The following is a 20,132-nucleotide window of genomic DNA, read 5'->3' as shown; positions in this document are numbered from 1 at the left end:
CGGGCTGGGCAGCCCGCTCCCGGCGGCCCCTCGACCGGCCGGGCGGTCCTCTCTAGCTTTGGCCGCAACGGAACACAAGCCCCCAGAGCCGGGTCTAGATGGGTTTGAGCCTGGGGCAGGCGGCCCGCTTGGGGGTGAAGACCCGCAGGTCCACATTTTGCGGCAGGGGTTTCGCCAGCGAATCGCGCAGGAATCCCAGCGGCGACTTCAGCAGCGGGGGCGGCGGGTTGTCGAAGGTCTGGCAGAACACCTCGCCCCAGTTTGTGGCGTACAGGGCCGACACTGTGACGATCTTGCTCTTGTCCGGCGGCACGGGCAGGTTGACGATGAGATAGCAGCGCACCACGCGCTCCGGCCGCAGGTATTCGTCCAGATCGGGCTCCAGGGTGGCCCGGCGGGGAAAGAACGCCGCCAAATCGGCCAGCAGGGTCTGTAGGTCGGCAATGGCGATGGGCGCGAGGCTTTGCTCGGCCAGCACCGCCTGCCGGGGATCGTAAAGCCCGTTGAACAGCAGCCAGGCCAGCAGGCGCGCCACGTCATGGTCGCGCCGCACGGGCGCAAGCGACTCCACCGCGGCCTTGCCCGAGGCCCTGCCCTTGCCCTTGACCGCCCAGATGGGGCGCTTGCCCGGGGCTTTCTCCGCGCAGAACGAGAGTTCGGTGAAGGTCAGATCCTCGGACAAAAAGGGCACCAGGGCCACCTTGTGGGCCTGCTGCGAAAAGTTGGCCGCAATGCGCCGGCCCAGGCGCGTCAGGTCCTCCGGCGTGATGCGCGCGGCGCCCCCGGCGCGGATGCCCTCCTGAATGCGCAGGTAGGCCTGGACCATGAACATGTTCACCATGCCGCCCAGACGCAGCGCGGCGGCGAAGCTGCCCGCGGGCGCGTCGTCCCGGGGCAGGGCCTCCTGCTCGGGGCTGTCGGCGTCGAATTCCGCGGGCAAATCCTCCGGGGCCACATCGGTCTTGATGCGCAGGCATTCGCCGATGATGGCCAGGCTCGTCGCGTCCGCCAACTGCCGGTAGTGCTTGCGGATGGACGTGAAGAGCGAGAGATAGGGGTCCACATCGGCCATGAGCTTGCGGCCGCGCAGCACCGCCTCCTTGATGCGGTCGCACAGCAGGCGCAGGTCGCGGCCCTGGCCCGCGTATTTTTCCAGCAGGCCCAGCTTCATCACGGACTTGTACGGGCTGTGCAGGGCCTTGACGATCTGCCACAGGCAGGCCCCGAAATATTCCTCGGCCGGAATGGGCTTGGGCTGGCCCAGGTCCACAAGCTCCGCCGCCATGCGCGGGGCGAAGCGGGCCAGCTCGTCCCAAAGCGCCTCGGCCCCGGCCTGGTCGGCCATGGGCGGCGCGGCCCACCAGAGCAGGTCGCGTCCGGCCAGCTTGAGCGCGGTCCTGTAGAATTCCTCTTTCAGCAGCGCGGCCTGGGCCGAGCCGGAACTCTCCTTGTCGCTCATGCCGAAATCGTTGCGGCGCACCTGGGCCATGTCCATGAGGAAGAAGTGGACCTCCAGCCCGCACTGCTCCCAGGCGTAGGTCTCCAGCGCGGCCAGCTTGCGGGCGAGGCCCTCCCGCGCCGGGCCGCTTTTGGCCGGCGTCTCCGGACCGGCGCCGGGCGCTTGTCCCAGGCACACCCAGCAGTCCACGTCGGAGGACGGCTTTTGGGCCACGGAGCCCAGGCTGCCGATGGCGTACACGGCCTCGATGAAGAGCGCCGGAACCGGCCTTGGCGTGGGGGCCACCCCGGGGAACAGGCGCTCCAGCCCGGCGCGGGCCTCGCGCGGCAGCACGCCGGGCCTTGTGTGGCCGCTTATGGCGCAGGCGGGCACGGCCGCAAGGCCCTGCACCCGCTCGAAAACATCCGTGGCCAAGAGCGCGGGCATGAGCCTGAGCAACTGCCCCTGCGGTTCGGCCAAACGCTCCAGGGCCAGCTCGCGGCGGCGCTGGTCCTGGCCGCGCATGGCGGCAAGGGTGCCCTCGGCCTCGTCCACGCGCAGGTGCATGTCCATGCAGGTCCGCACGAACTGCGCGCCAGGGCCTTCCCGCAGGGCAGGGGCCAGGGGGACGGGGTCGGCCAGAGCACCCTCCAGCAGGCGCGCGCGCGTGGCGCGCCGGGCTGCGGCCAGGTCCGGGCTGTCCGTGTGGCCGCCCAGCACCTCCATTCCCGTGGCCGAGGAGCGTGAGAGGCCGAGCCCCAGGCATTCGCAGTCGAGCAGGCGCATGCGCGACAAGGCGCAGGCCTGCCACAGCGAGTCGCGGCAGATGCACTTTTCCCACAGCCCGCCGGAAAGTTCGGAGAGCGTGAAGCTCAGGCGCACCAGCGAGCATTCGCGCAGGCGCATGCCCGAAAGGGCGCAGGCGCGGAAGGTCAGGGCGTCGAGCCTGGACTTGTCCAGCGCGCCGCCCGCCACGCTCGTTTCCGTCAGGGTGCAGTCGATGATGGCGCAGCCGACGAAGCGCGTCCGGCTCAGGTCGCAGGAGTCGAAGGAACAGGACTGGAAGCGGCAGCCGGTCAGGAGGCTGTACGAGAGGTCCGCGCCCGTGAACACGCAGTCCTCGAACAGGCAGTCCTCGAACAGGCACTGGGCCATTTGCGTGCCGCTTATGCGCGCCCGCGCGAACCGGACCCCGGAGAAGCGGCAGCGGCCCAGGTCGCCGCCGCTGAGGGTGAGCCCTTCCAGGGACTCTTGCGCGACGCTGGCGTGCCGGAAATCCGCGTCCTTGAGCGCCGCGCCGCCGGGGCGCAGGCTCTCCGCCAGGCTGGGACGCTTGTCCTTGCCGTTTTTCGGCACGGCCGGGTCCGGGCCCACGGGCCGCAGGGGCGCGCTCTTCCATGCCTGCAGGTTGAACGGCGAGTCCGGGTGCCGCCCGGCGCGCAGCACGGCGGGCAGGTTGAGCAGATCGGCCACGGCCTGCGCGGCCTGGGGATCGAGATTCGTGCCGAAAGCCTTGGCGCAGCGGGTCAAAAAGTCCGGCCGCAGCATGGCGATGCATTCCAGCAGGCGCCCGTACACGGCCATGTGCATGTGCTCGGGCAGGGCCTCCAGGCAGGAGCGCACGCCCAGGCGCGGCAAGAGCGGCGTCAGGCGCAGGCCGGCGACGGCTTGCTGCCCGCCGTTCTGCATCAGGTCGGCCAGGACCAGGCCCAGGGTCTCCGGCTCGGTGCGCGCGGCGGCCAGCAGCTGGGGCGCGGCGGACTGGCCGAGGGCCAAGCTGCGCATTTCCGTGGCCAGGGCCGTGTCGCGCGGCTCCAGGTCCGGCGGCGCGGCCAAAAGGGGGCCCAGGCGGCTGGGGCCGCCGCCGCCTGCCGTGCGCAGGGCATAGGCCAGGGCCGCGGACTGCACGTCGGGCAGGGGCAGCACCTCCGCGGCCAGGAGCAGGATTTCGGCCGTGGCGGCCCCGGGCGAGCCGGCAAAGGCCTGGCTCAACGCCGCGCCCACGCCCGCGCCCAGCAGGGCATCGCGCAGGGGGCGGGCCAGCGGGGTCGACATGGGCACGGTGAGCGCCTTGAGGAACAGCAGGGCCTCGCGCAGGTCCAGGCGGCCCGGCGCGGGCAGAAGCGACCTGAGCCAGGCCGCGAGCTGCTTGTCCTCGGCCGGGGCGTTCAGGAGCATGTCGTTCAGCAGGGCCAGAAAATTGTGCGCGGGCATGGTTTGCAGCATGGGCGCGAACTGGGCCAGGGGAATGGGACGGGACTGGATGTGCTGGCTGGCGAAGGCCCGGCCCAGACGCCCGGCGAGAACCAGGGCCTGGAACAGCCGCGCGGAAAGGGCGGGGTCGCGCTGGGCGCGCAGGGCCTGGGCCAGCAGGAACACCCACTCCCCGGCCTTGGCCGCGGGCTCGCCTGCCGGCCGTCCCTTGGCCAGCGTCGCCGCCGCGCCTTCGATGAGCTGGGGCAGCGCCGTGAGCGCGTCCAGCTGGCCGGAGCGCAGGAAATGGCGCAGTGTTTCCGCTTTGGCGAGTTCAGCCGTGCTCATGCTGTCCTGTTTCAGCTTACGCGCCGGCGGCCTTGAAGGCCGCGTCCACTATGGCCTGGGCCTCGGCCTGGACACGCGCCAGGTGCCCCGCGCCCAGGAAGCTCTCGGCGTAGATCTTGTAGATGTTTTCCGTGCCCGAGGGCCGCGCGGCGAACCAGCCGTTCTCCGTCACCACCTTGAGCCCGCCTATGTCCGCGCCGTTGCCGGGCGCGCGGGTCAGCCGGGCCAGTATGGGCTCGCCCGCAAGGCTGTCGGCCGTGACCATCTCCGGGGTGAGGCGCTTGAAAGCGGCCTTTTGGGCCGGGCTGGCCGGGGCGTCCATGCGCTCGTACACCGGGGCGCCGAAGCGCGCCGTCAGCTCGGCGTAGGTCTCGCCGGGGTCGCGCCCGGTGCGCGCGGTTATCTCCGCCGCGAGCAGGCCCATGATGATGCCGTCCTTGTCCGTGGTCCACACGCTGCCGTCCTTGCGCAGAAAGCTCGCCCCGGCCGATTCCTCGCCCCCGAAGCCGTACGAGCCGTCGATGAGCCCGTCCACGAACCACTTGAAGCCCACCGGCACCTCGGAGAGCCTGCGGCCCAGGCTCGCGGCCACGCGGTCGATCATGGAGCTGGACACGACGGTCTTGCCCACTGCCGCGTCCGCGCGCCAGGCCGGCCGGTTGCGGAAGAGATAGTCCACGGCCACGGCGAGGTAGTGGTTGGGATTCAGCAGCCCGGAGCCCCGCGTCACGATGCCGTGGCGGTCGAAGTCCGGGTCGTTGCCGAAGGCCACGTCGAAGCTGTCCTTGTGCTTGATGAGCCCCTGCATGGCGTAGGGCGACGAGCAGTCCATGCGGATCTTGCCGTCCTTGTCCACGGTCATGAACGAGAAGGTGGGGTCCACGGCGGTGTTGACCACGGTGAGGTTGAGCCCCCAGCGCTCGGCAATGGGCGCAAGAAAGCCGATGCCCGAGCCGCCCAGGGGGTCGGCCCCGATCTTGAGGCCCGCCCCGGCGATGGCCTTCATGTCCAGAATGTCGCCCAGGTCTTCCACATAGGGGCGGATGTAGTCGTGGTGGAAGGTGGTGGCGGCCGTGAGCGCGCGCTCCGCGGGCATGCGCCGCACCCCGGCCAGCTTGGCGCGCAGGATGTCGTTGGCGCGGTTCTGGATGGCCGTGGTGGTGCCGGTGTCGGCCGGGCCGCCCTCGGGCGGGTTGTACTTGAAGCCGCCGTCCTGCGGGGGATTGTGCGAGGGCGTGACCACCACGCCGTCGGCCCTGGGGGCGGCAGCGTCGCGGTTGTGGGTCAAGATGGCGTGCGAGATGACCGGCGTGGGCGTGAAGCCCAGGCCGTCCTGGATCATCACCGTGACGCCGTTGGCGGCGAAGACCTCAAGGGCGGTCAAAAGCGCCGGGCGCGAAAGGGCGTGGGTGTCCATGCCCATGTAGAGCGGGCCTGCGATGCCCTTGGCTGCGCGGTGCTCGCAGATGGCCTGGCTGATGGCCAGGATGTGGTCTTCGTTGAAGCTGCCCTTGGCGCTGGTGCCCCGGTGCCCGGAGGTGCCGAAGCTTACCAACTGGGCCGGGTCTTCGGGGTCGGGACGCACGTCGGCGTAGGCGTCCAGCAGGCGCGGAATGTCGGTGAGGATTTCTTTCGGGGCGGGCTTGCCCGCCAGGGGATGAACAGCCATTTTCGCGCCTCCTGAACGGATTGTGCGGCGGTTTCGAAGCTGGCGCGGCGTGCCCTTGCGCGTTTTTCGCCAGTTCCGCGCGGAGATTGGGCACACTATGCCCGAAGATGACCCTGCGGGCAAGGAACAAGGGGCGCGCGGGTGAGGGTTTACAGGCGTTGGCGCGTTCCGCTTAGCCGTCCTGGTCCGTTCCCCGGGCCTGTGCAGCCGGGCCGCATTTGCGGCGGCAGGGAAAAAACCGTGCAAGAAGAGGCTGCGCCGATGCGGGTATAGAAAAACAAGCTTTGACGGGCTGTTCTGGTGTGATGCTTGATACTGTCTTGTGAATGCGGTATGTGGATGCGTACTGACCGGACTGAAGGACGCGAAGTGCGTCCGAGTTCTCTGCCGGCGGACGGGAGCAGCATGGAAGCAAGCCCGAAAAACGTGCGCGAGCATATCGCCCGTTCCAAATTTTATCTTCAGCGCAAGGATGTGCTGCGCAGCCTGCGCGCCCTGGCCCAGGCCCTGGGCATGCTTGTGGGCGCGCAGATCGTCGGGCGCGAGCGCATCGAGATCGGCATCCTCATGGAGGAGGCCGTGCGCCTGCTTATGGAACAGGAGACCATGAAGCGCGCCGTGCCAGGCGGCCTGGCCTACAAAAAAGGCCAGGAGCGCGAGCTGTGCCTGCAGTTCACGCGCATGGCCGATGTGCTGGAAGCGCTGATGGAAAAGGCCCGCGTGGAGGAGCGCCGCAAGCGCATGGCCGAACTGGACGAGCTGGTGCTGGCGGGGCAGGCCGCGCTGGACGCCAAGGAGCCCATGGAGGCGCGCAAGAACTTCCGGCGGGCGGTGGAGCTCTACGGCGACGAGCCCGGGCTCTACGTCGACCTGGGCAGCCGGCTCATGCTGGCCGGTCTGGTGGGCGAGGCCGTGGAATATTTTCAGAAAAACATCGAGGCCGCGCCCACGGACGCCCGCGCCTACAATTTTTTGGCCCAGTGCCAGGACGCCTTGGGCGACGGGACGAAAGCCGAAGAGGTTCTCAAGGCCGCTTTGCGGCGCTTCGGCCCCAACGAGTCCATGCTGGCCCGCCTGGCCAAGGGCGCGCTGGAGCGCCGGGACTGGAACAACGCCCTGGACAACGCGGTGGCGGCCCTGGCCGTGAACCCCAACAGCCGCGAGGGGCTGCGCTGCGCCGAGGCGGCCAGCACGCACATCTACGGCGACCCCAAGGGCTACTTGACCGGCCAGGAGCGCAAGGCCTCGGGCAAGACGGTGGAGATCAACTTCTAGGTCTGCGCCGCTCCAGCCTGCTTGCAGAGGCCGGTCCGCGCCTTCTGCGTCAGGCCATGCGGGGCGAGCCGCTACAGCTCCCCAAGGGCTTCATCACCCCGCTGGCCTTCCGGGCCGCCGCCAGCCCCCGGCAGCGGAAACACCAGCACGAAGCGCGCCCCGCGTCCGGCGCTTGGCCGCACGTGGATGGTTCCGCCGTAATCCTGCATGATGCCGTAGCTGATGGAGAGCCCCAGGCCCGTGCCCTTGCCCACCTGCTTGGTGGTGAAAAAGGGCTCGAAGATGCGCGCGGCGATTTCCTTGGGGATGCCGGGTCCGGTGTCCGCAACCTCGGCCAAGACGCTGCGCCTGCGGGCGCGGGTGCGCAGGGTGATGCGCCGCGGCCCGCCGCCGCTTCCGGGCGTGGCCATCCCGGCTGTCTCGGTCCCGCCGCCGCCCAATCCGCTTCCGCCCAATCCGCTTCCGTCTGATGCTGTTCCGCTTGTTCCGCTCCCGCCTGCTGCGCTCAAGTCCGGCTCGCTCCCGTCCGTCCCGGCGCGCTGCTCCTCAATGGCGTCGCGCGCGTTGAGCAGCAGGTTCATGAACACCTGCTCCAGCCGGCCCGCGTCGGCCTGCACCGGCGGCAGCTCCTCCGCCAGGTCGAAGACGATCTCGATGCCGCGCACCATGAGCTGCTGGCTGAAGAACTCGCAGGCCCGGCGGATGACCTCGTTGACGTCCACGGGCACGGCGTGCTGGGCCGCGGGCTTGCGGCCGAACTCGCGCATGTGGTTGATGATGCGCACCCCGCGCTCCACGTTGGACTCGATCTTCTCCGCAAGCACGCGCAGGGTTTCCGGGTCCACCGTGTCGCCGCGGGCAAGCTTGCGCCGGAACAAGCCCGCCGCCATCTTGAGCACGGCCAGGGGCTGGTTCAGCTCGTGGGCCACGCCCGTGGCCATTTCGCCCAGGGTGGCCATGCGCGAGGCCTGCACCATCTGTTTTTCGGCCCGTATGCGGTCGGTCACGTCCGTGGCCGTGGCCAGAATCACCGGGCGCTCCTCCGATTCTGAAAGGGCGCTGGTGATGTTGACGAAGAACACGCGGCCGTCCTTGGTCTGGTTGCGCGCGCGCAAAAGGTCGCCGCCCCCGGCCAGGGCCAGTATGCCCGCGCGGGCGTCCTCCGGCGGGAACAGCGCGGCCGCGTTCCGGCCCATCAGCTCGCCCCGGCGGTAGCCGTACAGGGCCGCCGCGCTGCGGTTCAAATCCAGAATGGTCATGTTCTGCGAGCAGATGACGAAGAGTGCGCTCGGAACGTTGTTGAAGATCTCCAGGTAGTTGCGCTCGCTCTTGCGCAACTCTTCCTCCAAGCGCTTGCGCCCGGTGATGTCCAGGCACATCTCCATGGCCGCGCTGACCGTGCCGTCCTCGTCGTACAGCGGCGCGGTGGTCACCAGCCAGTGGGCGCGGGTGCCGTCCTTGTACACGCCGGTCTCCTCGGCGAAGTGCGGGCGGCCGTCCTCAAAGGTCAGGGCCACCGGGCACTGGGCGCAGCGCTCCGTGCGGCCCTTGTAGGCCTCGTAGCAGTATGCGCCCTTGCGGGCGTGGAACAGGTCGGCGAAGGTCTGGTTGTAGCGCAGCAGCTTGTAGTTGCGGTCCTGCACGGTGATGATGCAGGGCACGCCCTCGAAAAGCTTTTGGTACAGCTGCCGCTGGTTGACGATCTCCTGGTGCTTGTGGCTTATGTCGCGGCACATGGCGGTGATGGCGTGGGCCAGCTCGCCCAGCTCGTCGCGCTGTGGAATGCCCAGCTCGCAGTCCATCTCGCCCTTGGCCATGCGCCGCGTGGCCCCGATCATGACGCGGATGGGCCGCTGGATGAGCAGGTACACCACCAGCGAGAGCACGGCGAACACGCCCACCAGGAACGCGCCCAGCGACACGGCGTTGGTCTCCACCAGTTGGGCCAGGGTCTCCTCCTGCTTGGCCAGGTTCATGGTGACCACCAGCACGCCCAGGACCTTTTCCGTGGGCTTGTGCGCGTGGCACGAGGCCGTGGCGCAGCCGTCGTCGTTGCCGATGGGACTGAAGATGGTCAGCTTGCGTCCGGCCGCGCCCGCGCCTGCGCGGTCTTCGATGCGCACGCGGTCCTCCAGGTCCAGAACCGGCGGCACGGGCGCGCGCCCGTGGCAGGCCGCGCACTGAAAGCCCTTGGCCGGCCAGCGCTGGCCCACGTCCTGCTCGCGGCTGGCGAACATGGCCAGGGCTTCCTTGTTCAAAATGGACACCCCGAGCACGCCCTCCATGCGCCCGGCGCGCTCCACAATCTTTTGCAATTCGCCGCGTTCGTTGCGCATCATGGCGCTGGAGGCACCGGACTTGATGGCCTCGCAGATGCGGTCGGCCTCAAGGTCGGCGTTCTTGTCCGCCAGGTCGCGGTAGCTCTTGGTGTTGAAGCGGAAAAGAAAGACCGCCAGCCCCAAAATGAGCGCCACGAGGCAGCCCATGATCTTTGCGCCCAGCGGCAGGCCGGGGCGGAAGGGAGCCAGCGGGCGGAGGGGGTCGCGGGACATGGCGCGCTACACGCCGGAGATGGCCGTCCGGCCGGGGCCGTCGGGCTGCGCCAGGGGCAGCCAGGCGCGGATGGTGGTGCCTTCGCCGAAGCTGGAGACCACGTCGATGCCGCCGTGGTGCTGGGCGAAGACCTGGTTGGAGATGAACAGCCCGATGCCCGTGCCCTTGCTGCCCTTGGACGAGAAGAAGAGCGTGAACATCTTTTCGCGCGCCTCGCGGTCCATGCCCACGCCGGTGTCGGTTATGGTGAACACCGCGCGATCCGGCTCAATCGCCACGCCGAAGGTGAGCTCGCGTTTTCTGCCCGTGGTTTCGCACAGGCAGGCGTCCACGGCGTTTTCCAAAAAGTTCACCAGGGCCGAGGACAGGGCGGTGTGGTCGGCCTGGAAGGAGCCGTGGGCAAGCTCGAAGCGCCGGGTGAAGGCGATGCCGCCCGCCACGGCCTTGGACTCCACGATCATGGCCAGGTCTTCGGCAAAGGTGGCGGCGTCCACCTCGGTCAGGTCCAGGTCGCGGCTCTTAGCGTAGTAGAGGATGTCGAGGACCATCTTGCGGATGCGCTCCACCCGGTGGCGCACGGTCTCCCAACCGCTTTTGATCTTGTCCACGTCGCCCTTGCGCAGGCCGGACTCCACCCGGTACATGCCGCCGTCGAGCCCGGTGAGCAGGCCCTTGACCCCGTGGGACATGCTGCCCAGCATCATGCCCAGGGAACTCAAGTGGTCCTGCAACTGGCGTATCTGGGTGATGTCGGTGCTGACCTCCATGACCTTTTCCACGCGGCCCTCCTCGTCCAGCAGCGGCGCGGTCCAGATGAGCAGGTTGCGCGCCTGGCCGTGGCGGTCGGTGACGGCGGTCTCGGCCTGGTGCCGCTCCCCGTCCTCGAAGGTGGCCAGAATGGGGCAGTCCGGGCAGGGCTCGTCGCGGTGCTTGTAGGCCTCGTGGCAGGTCAGGCCCACCGTGGCGCACTGCTCCATGGGCAGGCCGTCGCAAAAGTCGCGCACAAAGGTCTTGTTGGCCTCCACCACCTTCAGGTTTCTGTCCTGCACGGTGATGGCGCAGGGCACGGCGTCGAAAAGGTCGCGGTAGCGCCGGTGGCTTTTCACCAGCTCCTCGTGCAGGCGCTCCACCTCGGTCAGGTCCACGGCGATTTCCAGCACCATGGCCGCGCCGCTGTTTTCCGAGCCGTCGGCTTTTCGGCTGCCGGAAATGGGCGTGGTGGAGACCAGGGCGTGAAAGGGCCTGCCGTGGCGGTCGATGAGCGTTTCGCTGCGCTGCGCCGGGCTGCCGCTTTTGAGCGTCTGGTCCACCGGGCAGCCCGCGCCGCCGGGGTAGGCGTCGCCATAGGCCGCGGCCGATTCACGGCCCTCGGGCTCGCCCAGGCGTTCGCGGTAGAGCGCGTTGGCGGTGATGACCCGGCCCTCGCGGTTGTGGATGGACACCAGACAGGGCAGCTCGCCCAGGGTGCCCTGGCCGCCTTCCTCGCTGGCCACGAAGCGCATGGCCGAGGACAGGCCCTCCACGATCTGCCGGGCGGCGAGCCTGCGCTCCAGCTCCACAAGGCGGGCGCTTTTCTCCGCCACCAAGCGCTCCAGGTTCTGCGTGTGCTCGCGCACCTGGCGCTTGAGGGAGATGCGTTCGCTGGCCCTGTTCAGACTGTGCTCAAGCAGGCCGTCGTCTATGGGCTTGGTGATGAAGTCCGCCGCGCCCAGCTTGAGGCTCGCGATGGCCAGGTCCATGTCCGCGTGGCCGGAGATCATGACGACCTCCGTGTCCGGGGCAAGCTCCTTCACCGCGGCCAGCAGGCCGATGCCGTCGAGCCCGGGCATCTTGATGTCCGTGAGGACGATGGGCGCGGGGCTGGCGCGGAAGATGGCCAGGGCGGTCTGGCCGTCGGGCGCGGTGCGCACGCAGTAGCCCAGGTCCTCCAGCAGCAGGGAGAGCAGGTCGCGGATGTCCGCCTCGTCGTCCACCAAAAGGACTGTTTCCGGGGAGCCGGCCAGGCACGCGGGCTGTCCGCCCGGCATGTCGGCGAGCATGTCGGTTGGCATGTCGGTTGGCATGGCGGTTGGCATGTCGGTTGGCATGTCGGTTGGCATGGCGGTTGGCATGGCGGCCGGGCGTCTGGCCGCCAGATCGGCGGAATGATTTGTCGTCAGGTCGGCGGATTGGCTTGTGGCCAGATGGGTTGCCAGATCGGTTTCCAGGCCGGTTGCCAGATCGGTTTCCAGGCCGGTTGCCAGACCGGGTGCCAGGCCGTCCGGTTGGCAGGCGGCGCGCAAATCCGCGGTGACGGCGGCCGCAGCGGGAGCCTGTGTTCCGGCCGGCGGAGTCGTGGCCGAAAGAATCGCCGAAAGATCCGGCGAGGCAGCCGGACAAGGGGCTGGCGCTTCGACTGCGGCGGCCGTGGCCGAAGGACGGAAAGCGGGGAGCTCGGACGCGGACATGGCGGGCCTTTCTTCCGGGTTGTCTTGACCGGGCGGGGGGCGGACCGTGTGGCGGAAGTCCGCGCCCCCGTTCGTCCCGGCGCAAAGGAAGTCTAGTTCAGGGCCTTGCCCGCCAGAACCTTTTCCACCATGGCCAGCAGATCGGCCGGGGCCACGGGCTTTTGCAGCACGGGGATGTCCTTGGACAGCGCGGGCGGGCGCGGGCCCACGCCGCTGACCACGATGACCGGCGTGTTCTTCAAAGCCTCGTCCTTGCGCATGCTGATGAAGAACATGGTGCCGGCCTTCTCGGGCATGTCCATGTCCAGGGTGATGAGATCCGGGCCGAAGGCCTTGGCCTTGGCCAGGGCCTCCACGCCGTTGTAGGCCTTTTCGGTGGCGTAGCCGTTGTCGGTGAAGACCTCGGAAAGAAAGTCCACCACGGCGGGATCGTCGTCCACGATGAGGATCTTCTTGCTCATGGCTGCCTCCTGCCGCGCGTGTTTCGCGGCGGATGAAAGGTGGTGTGGCGCGGCCCGGCCGCACCCGGTAGTAACGGCCGGGCCGCGCATAAACGCCAGTGGCGCGGGAAAGGACGGTGTCGGTCGTCCCCGCGCCGCGTCCGGCGTGCTAATCCTTCAGCTTGCCCAGGCTCTTGGTGAACTCGAGCATGATGCCGAGGCCCTTGCGGGCTTCCTTGCTGCTCATGCCGGCCACCAGGCCCAGCGGGCCGCATTCCTTGCTCTTGTTCAGGTCCACGTCGCCCATCATGTCGGCCAGCTTGTCCAGCATCTCGCGCGCCTGCGGGGTGGAAAGCTTCTTGATGAGGGAGAGCATGGAGACGAAGCCGTCGCCCATGATCTCGATGTCGTCCGGCGTGTAGGCGCGGGCGATCTTGCCGCGGACTTCCAGCATGGCGTGGTACATGCGGAACACGCCCTTCTGCTCCAGCTCGTCCAGGAACTCGATGCCCTTGGGCACTGCGGAGTGCAGCAGGGGCTCGATGGTCTGCCAGAGGTCGATGATGTTTTCGAGCTGCTCCAGCGTGTAGGTGAGGTTTTTGATGCTGCGCAAAAAGCGCTTCACCAACGCGTAGACGTCCTCAAGCTGGAAGCCCTGCTCCACGTCGCCCAGTTCCTTCATCAGGGTCTTGACGGCGTCGTGGATGATGGGGGTCAGATCGCTTTTCAGCTCCTGCCAGTCCTTGGTGGCGTCGACCAGATATTTCATCTGGGACTCCAGCCCGCTCAGGCGTTCGAGTACCAGTTCTTCCTGTCCCATTACGTTCCCCCTGGCCTTAGGCGTTGGTCAGCTGGTTGCGCATCTTGCCGGCCATGAACATCTGGGACTCAAGCGGCAGCTCGTGGCCCTTGAGCATCAGGTTGAAGTAGGCCCACTTGAACAGCAGCTTGCCCCAGTAGTTGAAGTGGCTGTCGCCCAGAAGCGAGAAGGGTCCGAGGCCGGGGAAGGGGTATTTGCCCTCCAGCGGCTCGACCTTGTAGTTGAAGTCGATGAGGAAGGCCTTTTCGTAGCCGGAGCAGATGAAGCAGGTGCTGTGGCCGTCGAAGTCGGGCCGGGGCTCTTCGCCGTCGATTTCGCGCAGGAGGTTGGCGCACACGATGTCGGCCTCGTAGTGGGCCACGCTGCCCGCCTTGGAGGTGGGCACGTTGGTGGCGTCGCCGATGACGTAGCAGTTGGGGATCTTGGTGGCCTTCAGGGTGTGCTTGTCGGTCTCCACGTAGCCCATGGGGTCGCCGATGTCGGAGTCGATGATGACCTGCGCGCCGAAGTTGGGCGGAATGCTCACGAGCAGATCGTAATCCACGGTTTCGCCCTTGACGGACTCGATGGTCTTGTCGCCCACGTTGACCGCGGCGATTTCGAAGTTCGGGGTGATCTTGATGTTCTTCTGCTCGCAGACCTTGCCCAGAATGCTGGCGGCCACGGGCTTGGTGAAGGCGCCGGTGAGCGGGGTAACCAGCTCGATCTCCACGTCCTTGCGCACGCCGTTGACGGTGAAGAACCAGTCGGCCATGTACACGAACTCAAGGGGGGCCACCGGGCACTTGATGGGCATTTCGGCGATGTTCAGCACCACCTTGCCCTTCTTGTAGTATTTGAGCTTCTTCTGCAGGGCCAGAGCGCCGTCGGGGGTGTAGAAGTCGTGGATGTTGCCGCGCCAGTCCTCCATCATGCCTTCCACTTCGTCGGGCATGATGCGGCAGCCGGTGCCGATGACAAGCCAGTCGTACTCGTAGGCGCCCTTCTCGGTGGTGACGAGCTTCTTCGAGGGGTCGATGTTGACGATGGAGTCCTGAACGAAGTTCACGCCCTCGGGGATGAAGTCCTTCTTGGGCTTCACGCAGTCTTTCATGGAATACACGCCGAAGGGCACGAACAGCCAGCCGGGCTGATAGTGGTGCTTCCAGTCGCGGTCGATGACCGTGATCTGCCAGTCTTCGTCAAGGGACTTGGCCATCTTGGCAGCCACGATGGTGCCGCCGGCTCCGGAGCCGAGAATGAGCAGTTTCTTCATGATCCTCTCCTTTTGGGGTGCGTGGAAAAGTGGGGCAACTTCGGGTCAAACAAGGCGGGGCCGCCCGGCTGGGCGCGGGGCGGGCTGGCCGCTCCCCGGTTTCCTTCTTCTGGCGAGCCTGGTGCGGCCGCGGGCGGGCGCCGGCTCGGTTCTGCGCTCCGGCGCGTCGAGGGCCCCGTGGGCGAGGCGGTTGGCTCTGGTGGGGCAGGTGTCGCGCGGGGCGGTCATGAAATCGGCCAGGGTGGTGGCGCGGAACTTCTTCTCCATGTGCTGGGCTATGCCTATCCAGACGTTGCCCGTGGGACAGCCCTCCATGAGCAGGCAGTCCGCGTCGGACTCGCAGCACTGGGGCTTGAACACCGCGCCTTCCATGGTGGTCAGCACGTCGGCCAGGGTGATTTGCGCGGGCTGGCGGCCAAGAACGTAGCCGCCCGTGGCGCCGCGCACGCTTTTGATGAGCCCCGCCGCCTTGAGCGGGCGCACGATTTTTTCCAAAAGCTTGATGGAGATGCCGATGGTCACCGAGAGCAGCGAGGCGCGCAGGGGCACTTCTTGTCCGTGGTGCGCCAGCTCGAGCAGAATGCGGGTGGCGTGGCAGGTACGCGCTGTGGGTTTCATGCCTCTCCCGTGGTTGTGGCTTGGCGCTGCATCCTTGTGGCCGAGTCGCCAAGCCGCTTGATCCGATCAATCGCTATTGAATGAATTGCAACTGTATTAATTGCGATAGAAGCAATCACGATTGGACGAGTCGGGAATAAACAGAAAGGCCCACATGGGTCAAGGGAATTGTGAAAAAACGCGCAAAGAAAAACAACGTGGTGCTATTTCAGCGTGATGGACGAATTCCCCCCGGGGGTGGGGGCAAGCGTCAAACCTCCCGGCAAGAGTCGGGATTCGTCATGAGGGAAGGTGAGAGAGGGGGACGCCGGGGCGTCGGAGGGCGGTGCGCGGCCCGCGTTAGCAGGCGCAGCCGTGCTTGTGGTTCAAAATCTCGTCGTCCTGCAGGTCCTTGATGGTGATGCCCTCGAGCTCGGCCTCCATGACCTGGGTGACGCGCACCCACGCGCGGTGGCTGCGGCAGGTTTCGGCGCGCTGGCAGGTCTTGGGGTTCTCGCAGCACTGGGTCAGGCAGAGGTTGCCCTCGATGGTGCGGATGATGCGCGCCAGGCTGATGTCCTCCGGCTTTTCGGAAAGCACATACCCGCCGGAGGCGCCGCGGGTGCTCTGCACCAGTCCGGCGGTCTTGAGGGGCTTCAGGATCTGCTCGATGAAGCGCGCGGAAACTCCTGTGCGCTCGGAGATGTCCGCGGTGCGCACGGGGCCATGCTCGTCGTGGATGGCGAGATCGAGAAGAATGCGAACGGCGTAGCGCGCCTTGGCGGAGAGTTTCATGAGCCTCGCTTGGTCGACGGTTGCTGCCGCGGGCCTTGCCCGCGCAAGGGGCGAAACGTCCCCTAGCGCCAATTTGCCACACCTGCCAGGTTTTGGCAATCCTACTCCAACTGTTGCATATTGCTCCACCCCCTTTGTCCGCGCGCGCCGCAAGGGGCATGTCTGCCTCACGCGCAGCCAAAGCGCGTAGTCCGGTGTTTTTCGATACGTATATTGAGCCGCATCGCAGTCAAATTGCCCTGCGCGTATGGACTTGCTCTTCTGTCTCCGGTACGTGTGGGCCATTCCGAACAAATAGCCCTGGTTGCAGCTTTTGCGAGGTTGTCGCCATCGTGGCGGCTGGAGGCGCATGAAGTCGATTTTCTCCTGGTCCATCAGGACCCACCTGCTGCTGCTGGTGTTCGCCGCGGCCATTCCCGCCTTCGCCCTGGTTTGGTGGAGCGGGCGCGAGCTGGAGCGCCAGGCCGTGGACAAGGCGGGACAGACGACCATGCAGGTGGCCGCGGGCATGGCCAAAAGCCTGGAGCAGGTGCAGGAGCACGCCCACGTGCTGTTGACCACCCTGGCCCAGGTGCCCACCATTCGCCGCATGGACGCGCGGGACTCCGGGCAGCTGCTCGCCCAGTTGAACCGCCAGAACCCGATGTACGCCGTGCTGGCCCTGGCAAACCCCGCGGGCAAGGTCGTGGCCCACTCCGTCGAAGCGCCCCACGCCGATGTCTCGGGCCGCAAGTATTTCAAGGACGCCGTACAGACCAAGGCCTTCGCCGTGGGCGAATACGCCGTCAGCACAACCACAAAGCGCCCGGTGCTGCACTTCGCCCAGCCGGTTTTGCAAGAGGGCGCGCTGGTGGGCGTCATCATCGCCAGCTTCGACCTGGGCTCCCTGGCCCAGAACTTCACCGCCGTGGATCTGCCCGAAGGGTCGGCCATGGCCTTGTCCGACGCGCGCGGCGTGCGGCTGTTCCGCTACCCCGACCCGGAGAAGTGGGTCGGCATGGAGGAGCCCAAGGCCCTGCGCGAGCGTCTTGCCGGCCAGAGCAACGATGGGCTTGTGGTGGCCGATGGCGCGGACGGCGTGCGGCGGCTCTATGCCGTCAAGCGGCTGCGCCGGAACCAGGGCGAGGCCGCCACGCTCACGGCCCGCGTCGGCATCCCCGAGGCCCGCATCCTGGCCGAGGTGCGGCGCATCCAGGTGCGCAACGGCGCGCTCATGGCCGGGGCCACCTTTGTGGCCGTGGTTTTGGCCTGGATGCTCGGCAATCTGTTCATCATCCGCCGGGTGGACCGGCTGATGGAGGCCGCGGGCCAGCTGGGCCAGGGCGATCTGCAGGCGCGCTCCGGCCTGGGGCACGATGAGGGCGAGCTTGGCAGGCTGGCGGAATCCTTCGACAACATGGCTCTGGCTCTGCAGACGCGCGACCAGGAGCGCCACGAGTTCGAGGCCAAGCTGCACCATCAGGCCCTGTACGACACCCTGACCGGGCTGGCCAACCGCACCCTGGCCCTCGACCGCATCCAGCAGGCCCTGGAGCGCTGCAAGCGGCGCGACGACGTGTTCTACGCCGTCATCGTCATGGACCTGGACCGCTTCAAGGTCATCAACGACAGCCTGGGCCACGCCGTGGGCGACCAGGTGCTGGAGGCCATCGCCCGGCGCGTGGTGGGCGTTTTGCGCGGGCTGGACACCGTGGCGCGCTTTGGCGGCAACGAGTACATTTTGCTGCTGGAGGAGCTGGCCACCCCGGGCGAGGCCATCCGCGTGGTCAAGCGCCTGCGCCAGGTGGTCATGGAGCCCGTGCCCGTGGGCGGCCGCGAGGTGCAGACCTCGGCCAGCTTCGGCATCGTGCTTTCGCCCAACGCCTTCGAAAGCGCGGAGGAGCTGCTGCAAAGCGCGGCCATTGCCCTGCATTCGGTCAAGTCCAGCGGCCGCGGGCGCTTCAAGGTCTTCACCCCGCGCCTGCTGCTGCACGCCGTGGAGCGCCTGACCCTGGAGCAGGAGCTGCGCCAGGGCTTGGAGCGGGGCGAGTTCGTCGTGTATTACCAGCCCATCTGGGACCTTTCGAGCACGCATCTTGTGGGCTTCGAGGCGCTGGTGCGCTGGGAGCACCCGGTGCGCGGCCTGGTGGGGCCGGGGTCGTTCATCGCCCTGGCCGAGGAGACCGGCATCATCCTCGAACTGGGGCGCCAGGTGCTGACCCAGGCCTGCGCCGACCTGGCCGACTGGCGCGAGCGCGACCCGGCCGCGCGCAAACTCTTCGTGGCCGTGAACCTTTCGAACAAGCAGTTCTCCCAGCACGCCCTGGTGGAGCAGGTGGCCGAGACCCTCAAGCGCACCCGCCTGCCCGCCGACCGCCTGAAGCTTGAGATCACCGAGTCGAACATCATGGTCAACGCCGAAAGCGCCCTGGTGATGCTCAAGCGGCTCAAGGCCCTGGGCGTCACCATCAGCATCGACGACTTCGGCACCGGCTATTCGTCCCTGTCCTACCTGCAGCGCTTCCCGGTGGACACCCTGAAGGTGGACCGCAGTTTCGTGGGCCGCCTGGGGCTCGACCCCGAGAACCAGGAGATCGTGCGGGCCATTGTGGCCCTGGCCCACAGCCTTGGGCTCGACGTGGTGGCCGAGGGCGTGGAGGAGAGCGGTCAGGCGGCCATGCTGCGCGCCCTGGGCTGCGAATGCGTGCAGGGCTTCTATTTCTCGCGCCCGCTGGACGGCGAACGGGCCGAGGCGGCCATAGGCAAGGACGCGGCGGGGCGCTAGCATGGACGAGCGGGAAAAAGCACAACCGGGCTCGCACCCGGACACAACTGGGCAGGCCGGTGCTTCGACCGGATCGCCAAGCGGCCAGCCCCCCGTCGGCCTGCCGGCCCCGCAGTCAAGCGGACAGTCCAGCGGACAGTCCAGCGGACAGTCCAGCGGACAGACCACAGCACAGGCCACAGGGCAGGCCAGCTTGGCGCGCGTGCGCCTGGACCTGCGCGAGCACCTGGCCGCGGCGCGCTCCATTCTGGCCAACGAGCGCACCTTTCTGGCCTACCAGCGCACGGCGCTCACCCAACTGGCCGTGGCCGCCACCTTCATCCATTTCTTCGATCATCCCGCGCTCACCGTGGTGGGCTGGGTTCTTGTGCCGTCCTCGGTGGTCACCATCGGCCTTGGCGTGCTGCGCTACCAGCGCATGCGCAAGCTCATCCATCGCCTGGAGGCCGCGACCCGGCAGGCCCGCAGGGTGTAACGCTCCGCACGCCTGCGCGGCGAAAGAGGCTGGAAGAAGAGGCTGGCCTGGCCCCGACGGGTTGGCCCTGTTAAAAAGGACGGGCAGAGCGGGTTCCTTCAAGCGTGGGCCCGTCAGATTTGGACTCTCAATCCCCCATCAGCCTGGCAAGGCGCGCAGCCCGGCGAAGCCCGGTTGAGGCCGGCGCTAACAGGCTCACACTCGAAGTGCTCAGCCGCACAGGCCCGTGAAGCCCGTTTCCGGCTCGGCGCAGAACCCGCCCAGATTCCCCATGAACTGCGCAATGTGCGCGCCGTCGGCCAGACCGTGGTGCGCCAGCAGATCCACCGCCATGACGATCCGGCCGCCCTTGGGCTCGAACCGCCCCCACGTGATGCGCGGGATGGCGTCCTGCGGGGTCAGGTCCATGGGGTGGCTCACGGAGGTGAAGTGCACCCAGGGCAGGCAGCTTAAGTAGAGCTCGTCGTGGCCTGTGGACGACAAGGCCTGCTGCGGCGTGGTCTTGGCCCGGTCCATCTCCGCCCGCGTGCGGGGCAAGAAGTCGTTGGGATCCTCGCTGTAGCGCGCCTTGCAGAAGGCGAGCTGCCCGTTGACGTTCTGCACGGTGAAGGACGGATGCACGACCTCGTGCTCGCACACCGCGCCGTCCTCGATGCGCAGGCGCAGCTCCGGCACGTGGTTGGCCGCCTTGGCCACCAGATAGATCATGCCGAGATAGGCGCCGATGCCGCGCTCCTTCATGAAGGCGCGGGCAGGGGTGACGTCGAGCTCGCAGGTGACCGAGCAGTAGGGCCACTGCTTGGCGCTGAAGAAGGCGTACTGCTCGCGTCTGTCCCATTTCTGCATGTCGATGCGCTTCACGTGCGGCTCCTGTCTGGAAGGCTGTCGTTGTTCTGATTTCGGTCCGATGCCCGCGCGCCGCGTGGCGTGTCGTCCGGCCTGCCATGCGGTCCACCAGCCCGGCCTGAGGAGGGCAATGGCGGCCCGGAAGGACGGCGACCCGAAAAATGGCTGCTGCGGCGTCCCGCCCCGCGTCCTGTGTGCGGCGGACCTGCCGCGCCGG

13 protein-coding genes are annotated in these 20,132 nt (G+C 67.7%); 3 read left to right on the top strand and 10 right to left on the bottom strand.

What is annotated here, in order from left to right:
* Positions 1–94 precede the first annotated feature (94 nt).
* Together ACYQ4W_RS10720 and pgm are read right to left on the bottom strand one after the other, a co-directional pair.
* Positions 95–3,979, bottom strand: a complete 3,885-nt coding sequence (locus tag ACYQ4W_RS10720; protein ID WP_459856287.1) for a class I adenylate cyclase domain-containing protein — start codon at positions 3,977–3,979, stop codon at positions 95–97.
* Between the two features lie 16 nt (positions 3,980–3,995).
* A complete protein-coding gene (pgm, locus tag ACYQ4W_RS10715; RefSeq protein ID WP_459856284.1) occupies positions 3,996–5,648 on the bottom strand; it encodes a phosphoglucomutase (alpha-D-glucose-1,6-bisphosphate-dependent) in 1,653 nt (550 codons plus the stop codon).
* 405 nt (positions 5,649–6,053) lie between these two features.
* Between pgm and ACYQ4W_RS10710 the strand changes: the two genes are divergently transcribed.
* The gene (locus tag ACYQ4W_RS10710; RefSeq protein ID WP_459856281.1) at positions 6,054–6,923 is read left to right on the top strand and encodes a tetratricopeptide repeat protein; all 870 of its coding nucleotides are present in this window, start codon (positions 6,054–6,056) and stop codon (positions 6,921–6,923) included.
* 71 nt (positions 6,924–6,994) lie between these two features.
* Here the strand turns inward: ACYQ4W_RS10710 and ACYQ4W_RS10705 are convergent, their stop codons facing one another.
* The 7 genes from ACYQ4W_RS10705 to ACYQ4W_RS10675 form a co-directional block, all read right to left on the bottom strand.
* Positions 6,995–9,475, bottom strand: coding sequence for a PAS domain S-box protein (locus ACYQ4W_RS10705; RefSeq protein WP_459856279.1), 2,481 nt, complete (start codon positions 9,473–9,475; stop codon positions 6,995–6,997).
* 6 nt (positions 9,476–9,481) lie between these two features.
* The gene (locus ACYQ4W_RS10700) at positions 9,482–11,539 is read right to left on the bottom strand and encodes a response regulator (protein ID WP_459856277.1); all 2,058 of its coding nucleotides are present in this window, start codon (positions 11,537–11,539) and stop codon (positions 9,482–9,484) included.
* Positions 11,540–12,015: 476 nt separating this feature from the next.
* A complete protein-coding gene (locus ACYQ4W_RS10695) occupies positions 12,016–12,384 on the bottom strand; it encodes a response regulator (RefSeq protein WP_459856274.1) in 369 nt (122 codons plus the stop codon).
* A 148-nt stretch (positions 12,385–12,532) separates the two neighbouring features.
* Positions 12,533–13,183, bottom strand: a complete 651-nt coding sequence (locus ACYQ4W_RS10690) for a DUF1641 domain-containing protein (RefSeq protein WP_459856271.1) — start codon at positions 13,181–13,183, stop codon at positions 12,533–12,535.
* Positions 13,184–13,199: 16 nt separating this feature from the next.
* Entirely contained in the window at positions 13,200–14,438 is a 1,239-nt protein-coding gene (gene sqr, locus ACYQ4W_RS10685) for a type III sulfide quinone reductase, selenoprotein subtype (protein ID WP_459856268.1), read from the bottom strand.
* A gap of 45 nt (positions 14,439–14,483) precedes the next feature.
* Positions 14,484–15,056, bottom strand: coding sequence for an RrF2 family transcriptional regulator (locus ACYQ4W_RS10680; RefSeq protein ID WP_459856265.1), 573 nt, complete (start codon positions 15,054–15,056; stop codon positions 14,484–14,486).
* A gap of 339 nt (positions 15,057–15,395) precedes the next feature.
* Positions 15,396–15,830, bottom strand: a complete 435-nt coding sequence (locus ACYQ4W_RS10675) for an RrF2 family transcriptional regulator (protein ID WP_459856263.1) — start codon at positions 15,828–15,830, stop codon at positions 15,396–15,398.
* 349 nt (positions 15,831–16,179) lie between these two features.
* Here ACYQ4W_RS10675 and ACYQ4W_RS10670 point away from each other — a divergent pair, with 349 nt between their 5' ends.
* Both ACYQ4W_RS10670 and ACYQ4W_RS10665 read left to right on the top strand, forming a co-directional pair.
* A complete protein-coding gene (locus tag ACYQ4W_RS10670) occupies positions 16,180–18,594 on the top strand; it encodes a bifunctional diguanylate cyclase/phosphodiesterase (protein WP_459856260.1) in 2,415 nt (804 codons plus the stop codon).
* A 1-nt stretch (position 18,595) separates the two neighbouring features.
* Entirely contained in the window at positions 18,596–19,069 is a 474-nt protein-coding gene (locus ACYQ4W_RS10665) for a DUF202 domain-containing protein (protein ID WP_459856257.1), read from the top strand.
* A gap of 210 nt (positions 19,070–19,279) precedes the next feature.
* Here ACYQ4W_RS10665 and ACYQ4W_RS10660 read toward each other — a convergent pair whose 3' ends face one another.
* Positions 19,280–19,930, bottom strand: coding sequence for a CatA-like O-acetyltransferase (locus ACYQ4W_RS10660; RefSeq protein ID WP_459856254.1), 651 nt, complete (start codon positions 19,928–19,930; stop codon positions 19,280–19,282).
* Positions 19,931–20,132 lie beyond the last annotated feature (202 nt).

The organism is Humidesulfovibrio idahonensis (assembly GCF_054657715.1).
This window is presented reverse-complemented; position numbering and strand designations above follow the sequence as displayed.

Bases quoted from the DNA above. Each gene is read 5' to 3' on its own strand.
- pgm (WP_459856284.1), bottom strand. From the start codon at position 5,648: ATGGCTGTTCATCCCCTGGCGGGCAAGCCCGCCCCGAAAGAAATCCTC.
- ACYQ4W_RS10700 (WP_459856277.1), bottom strand. From the start codon at position 11,539: ATGCCAACCGACATGCCAACCGACATGCTCGCCGACATGCCGGGCGGA.
- ACYQ4W_RS10680 (WP_459856265.1), bottom strand. From the start codon at position 15,056: ATGAAACCCACAGCGCGTACCTGCCACGCCACCCGCATTCTGCTCGAG.
- ACYQ4W_RS10695 (WP_459856274.1), bottom strand. From the start codon at position 12,384: ATGAGCAAGAAGATCCTCATCGTGGACGACGATCCCGCCGTGGTGGAC.
- ACYQ4W_RS10675 (WP_459856263.1), bottom strand. From the start codon at position 15,830: ATGAAACTCTCCGCCAAGGCGCGCTACGCCGTTCGCATTCTTCTCGAT.
- sqr (WP_459856268.1), bottom strand. From the start codon at position 14,438: ATGAAGAAACTGCTCATTCTCGGCTCCGGAGCCGGCGGCACCATCGTG.
- ACYQ4W_RS10690 (WP_459856271.1), bottom strand. From the start codon at position 13,183: ATGGGACAGGAAGAACTGGTACTCGAACGCCTGAGCGGGCTGGAGTCC.
- ACYQ4W_RS10720 (WP_459856287.1), bottom strand. From the start codon at position 3,979: ATGAGCACGGCTGAACTCGCCAAAGCGGAAACACTGCGCCATTTCCTG.
- ACYQ4W_RS10670 (WP_459856260.1), top strand. From the start codon at position 16,180: ATGAAGTCGATTTTCTCCTGGTCCATCAGGACCCACCTGCTGCTGCTG.
- ACYQ4W_RS10710 (WP_459856281.1), top strand. From the start codon at position 6,054: ATGGAAGCAAGCCCGAAAAACGTGCGCGAGCATATCGCCCGTTCCAAA.
- ACYQ4W_RS10705 (WP_459856279.1), bottom strand. From the start codon at position 9,475: ATGTCCCGCGACCCCCTCCGCCCGCTGGCTCCCTTCCGCCCCGGCCTG.
- ACYQ4W_RS10665 (WP_459856257.1), top strand. From the start codon at position 18,596: ATGGACGAGCGGGAAAAAGCACAACCGGGCTCGCACCCGGACACAACT.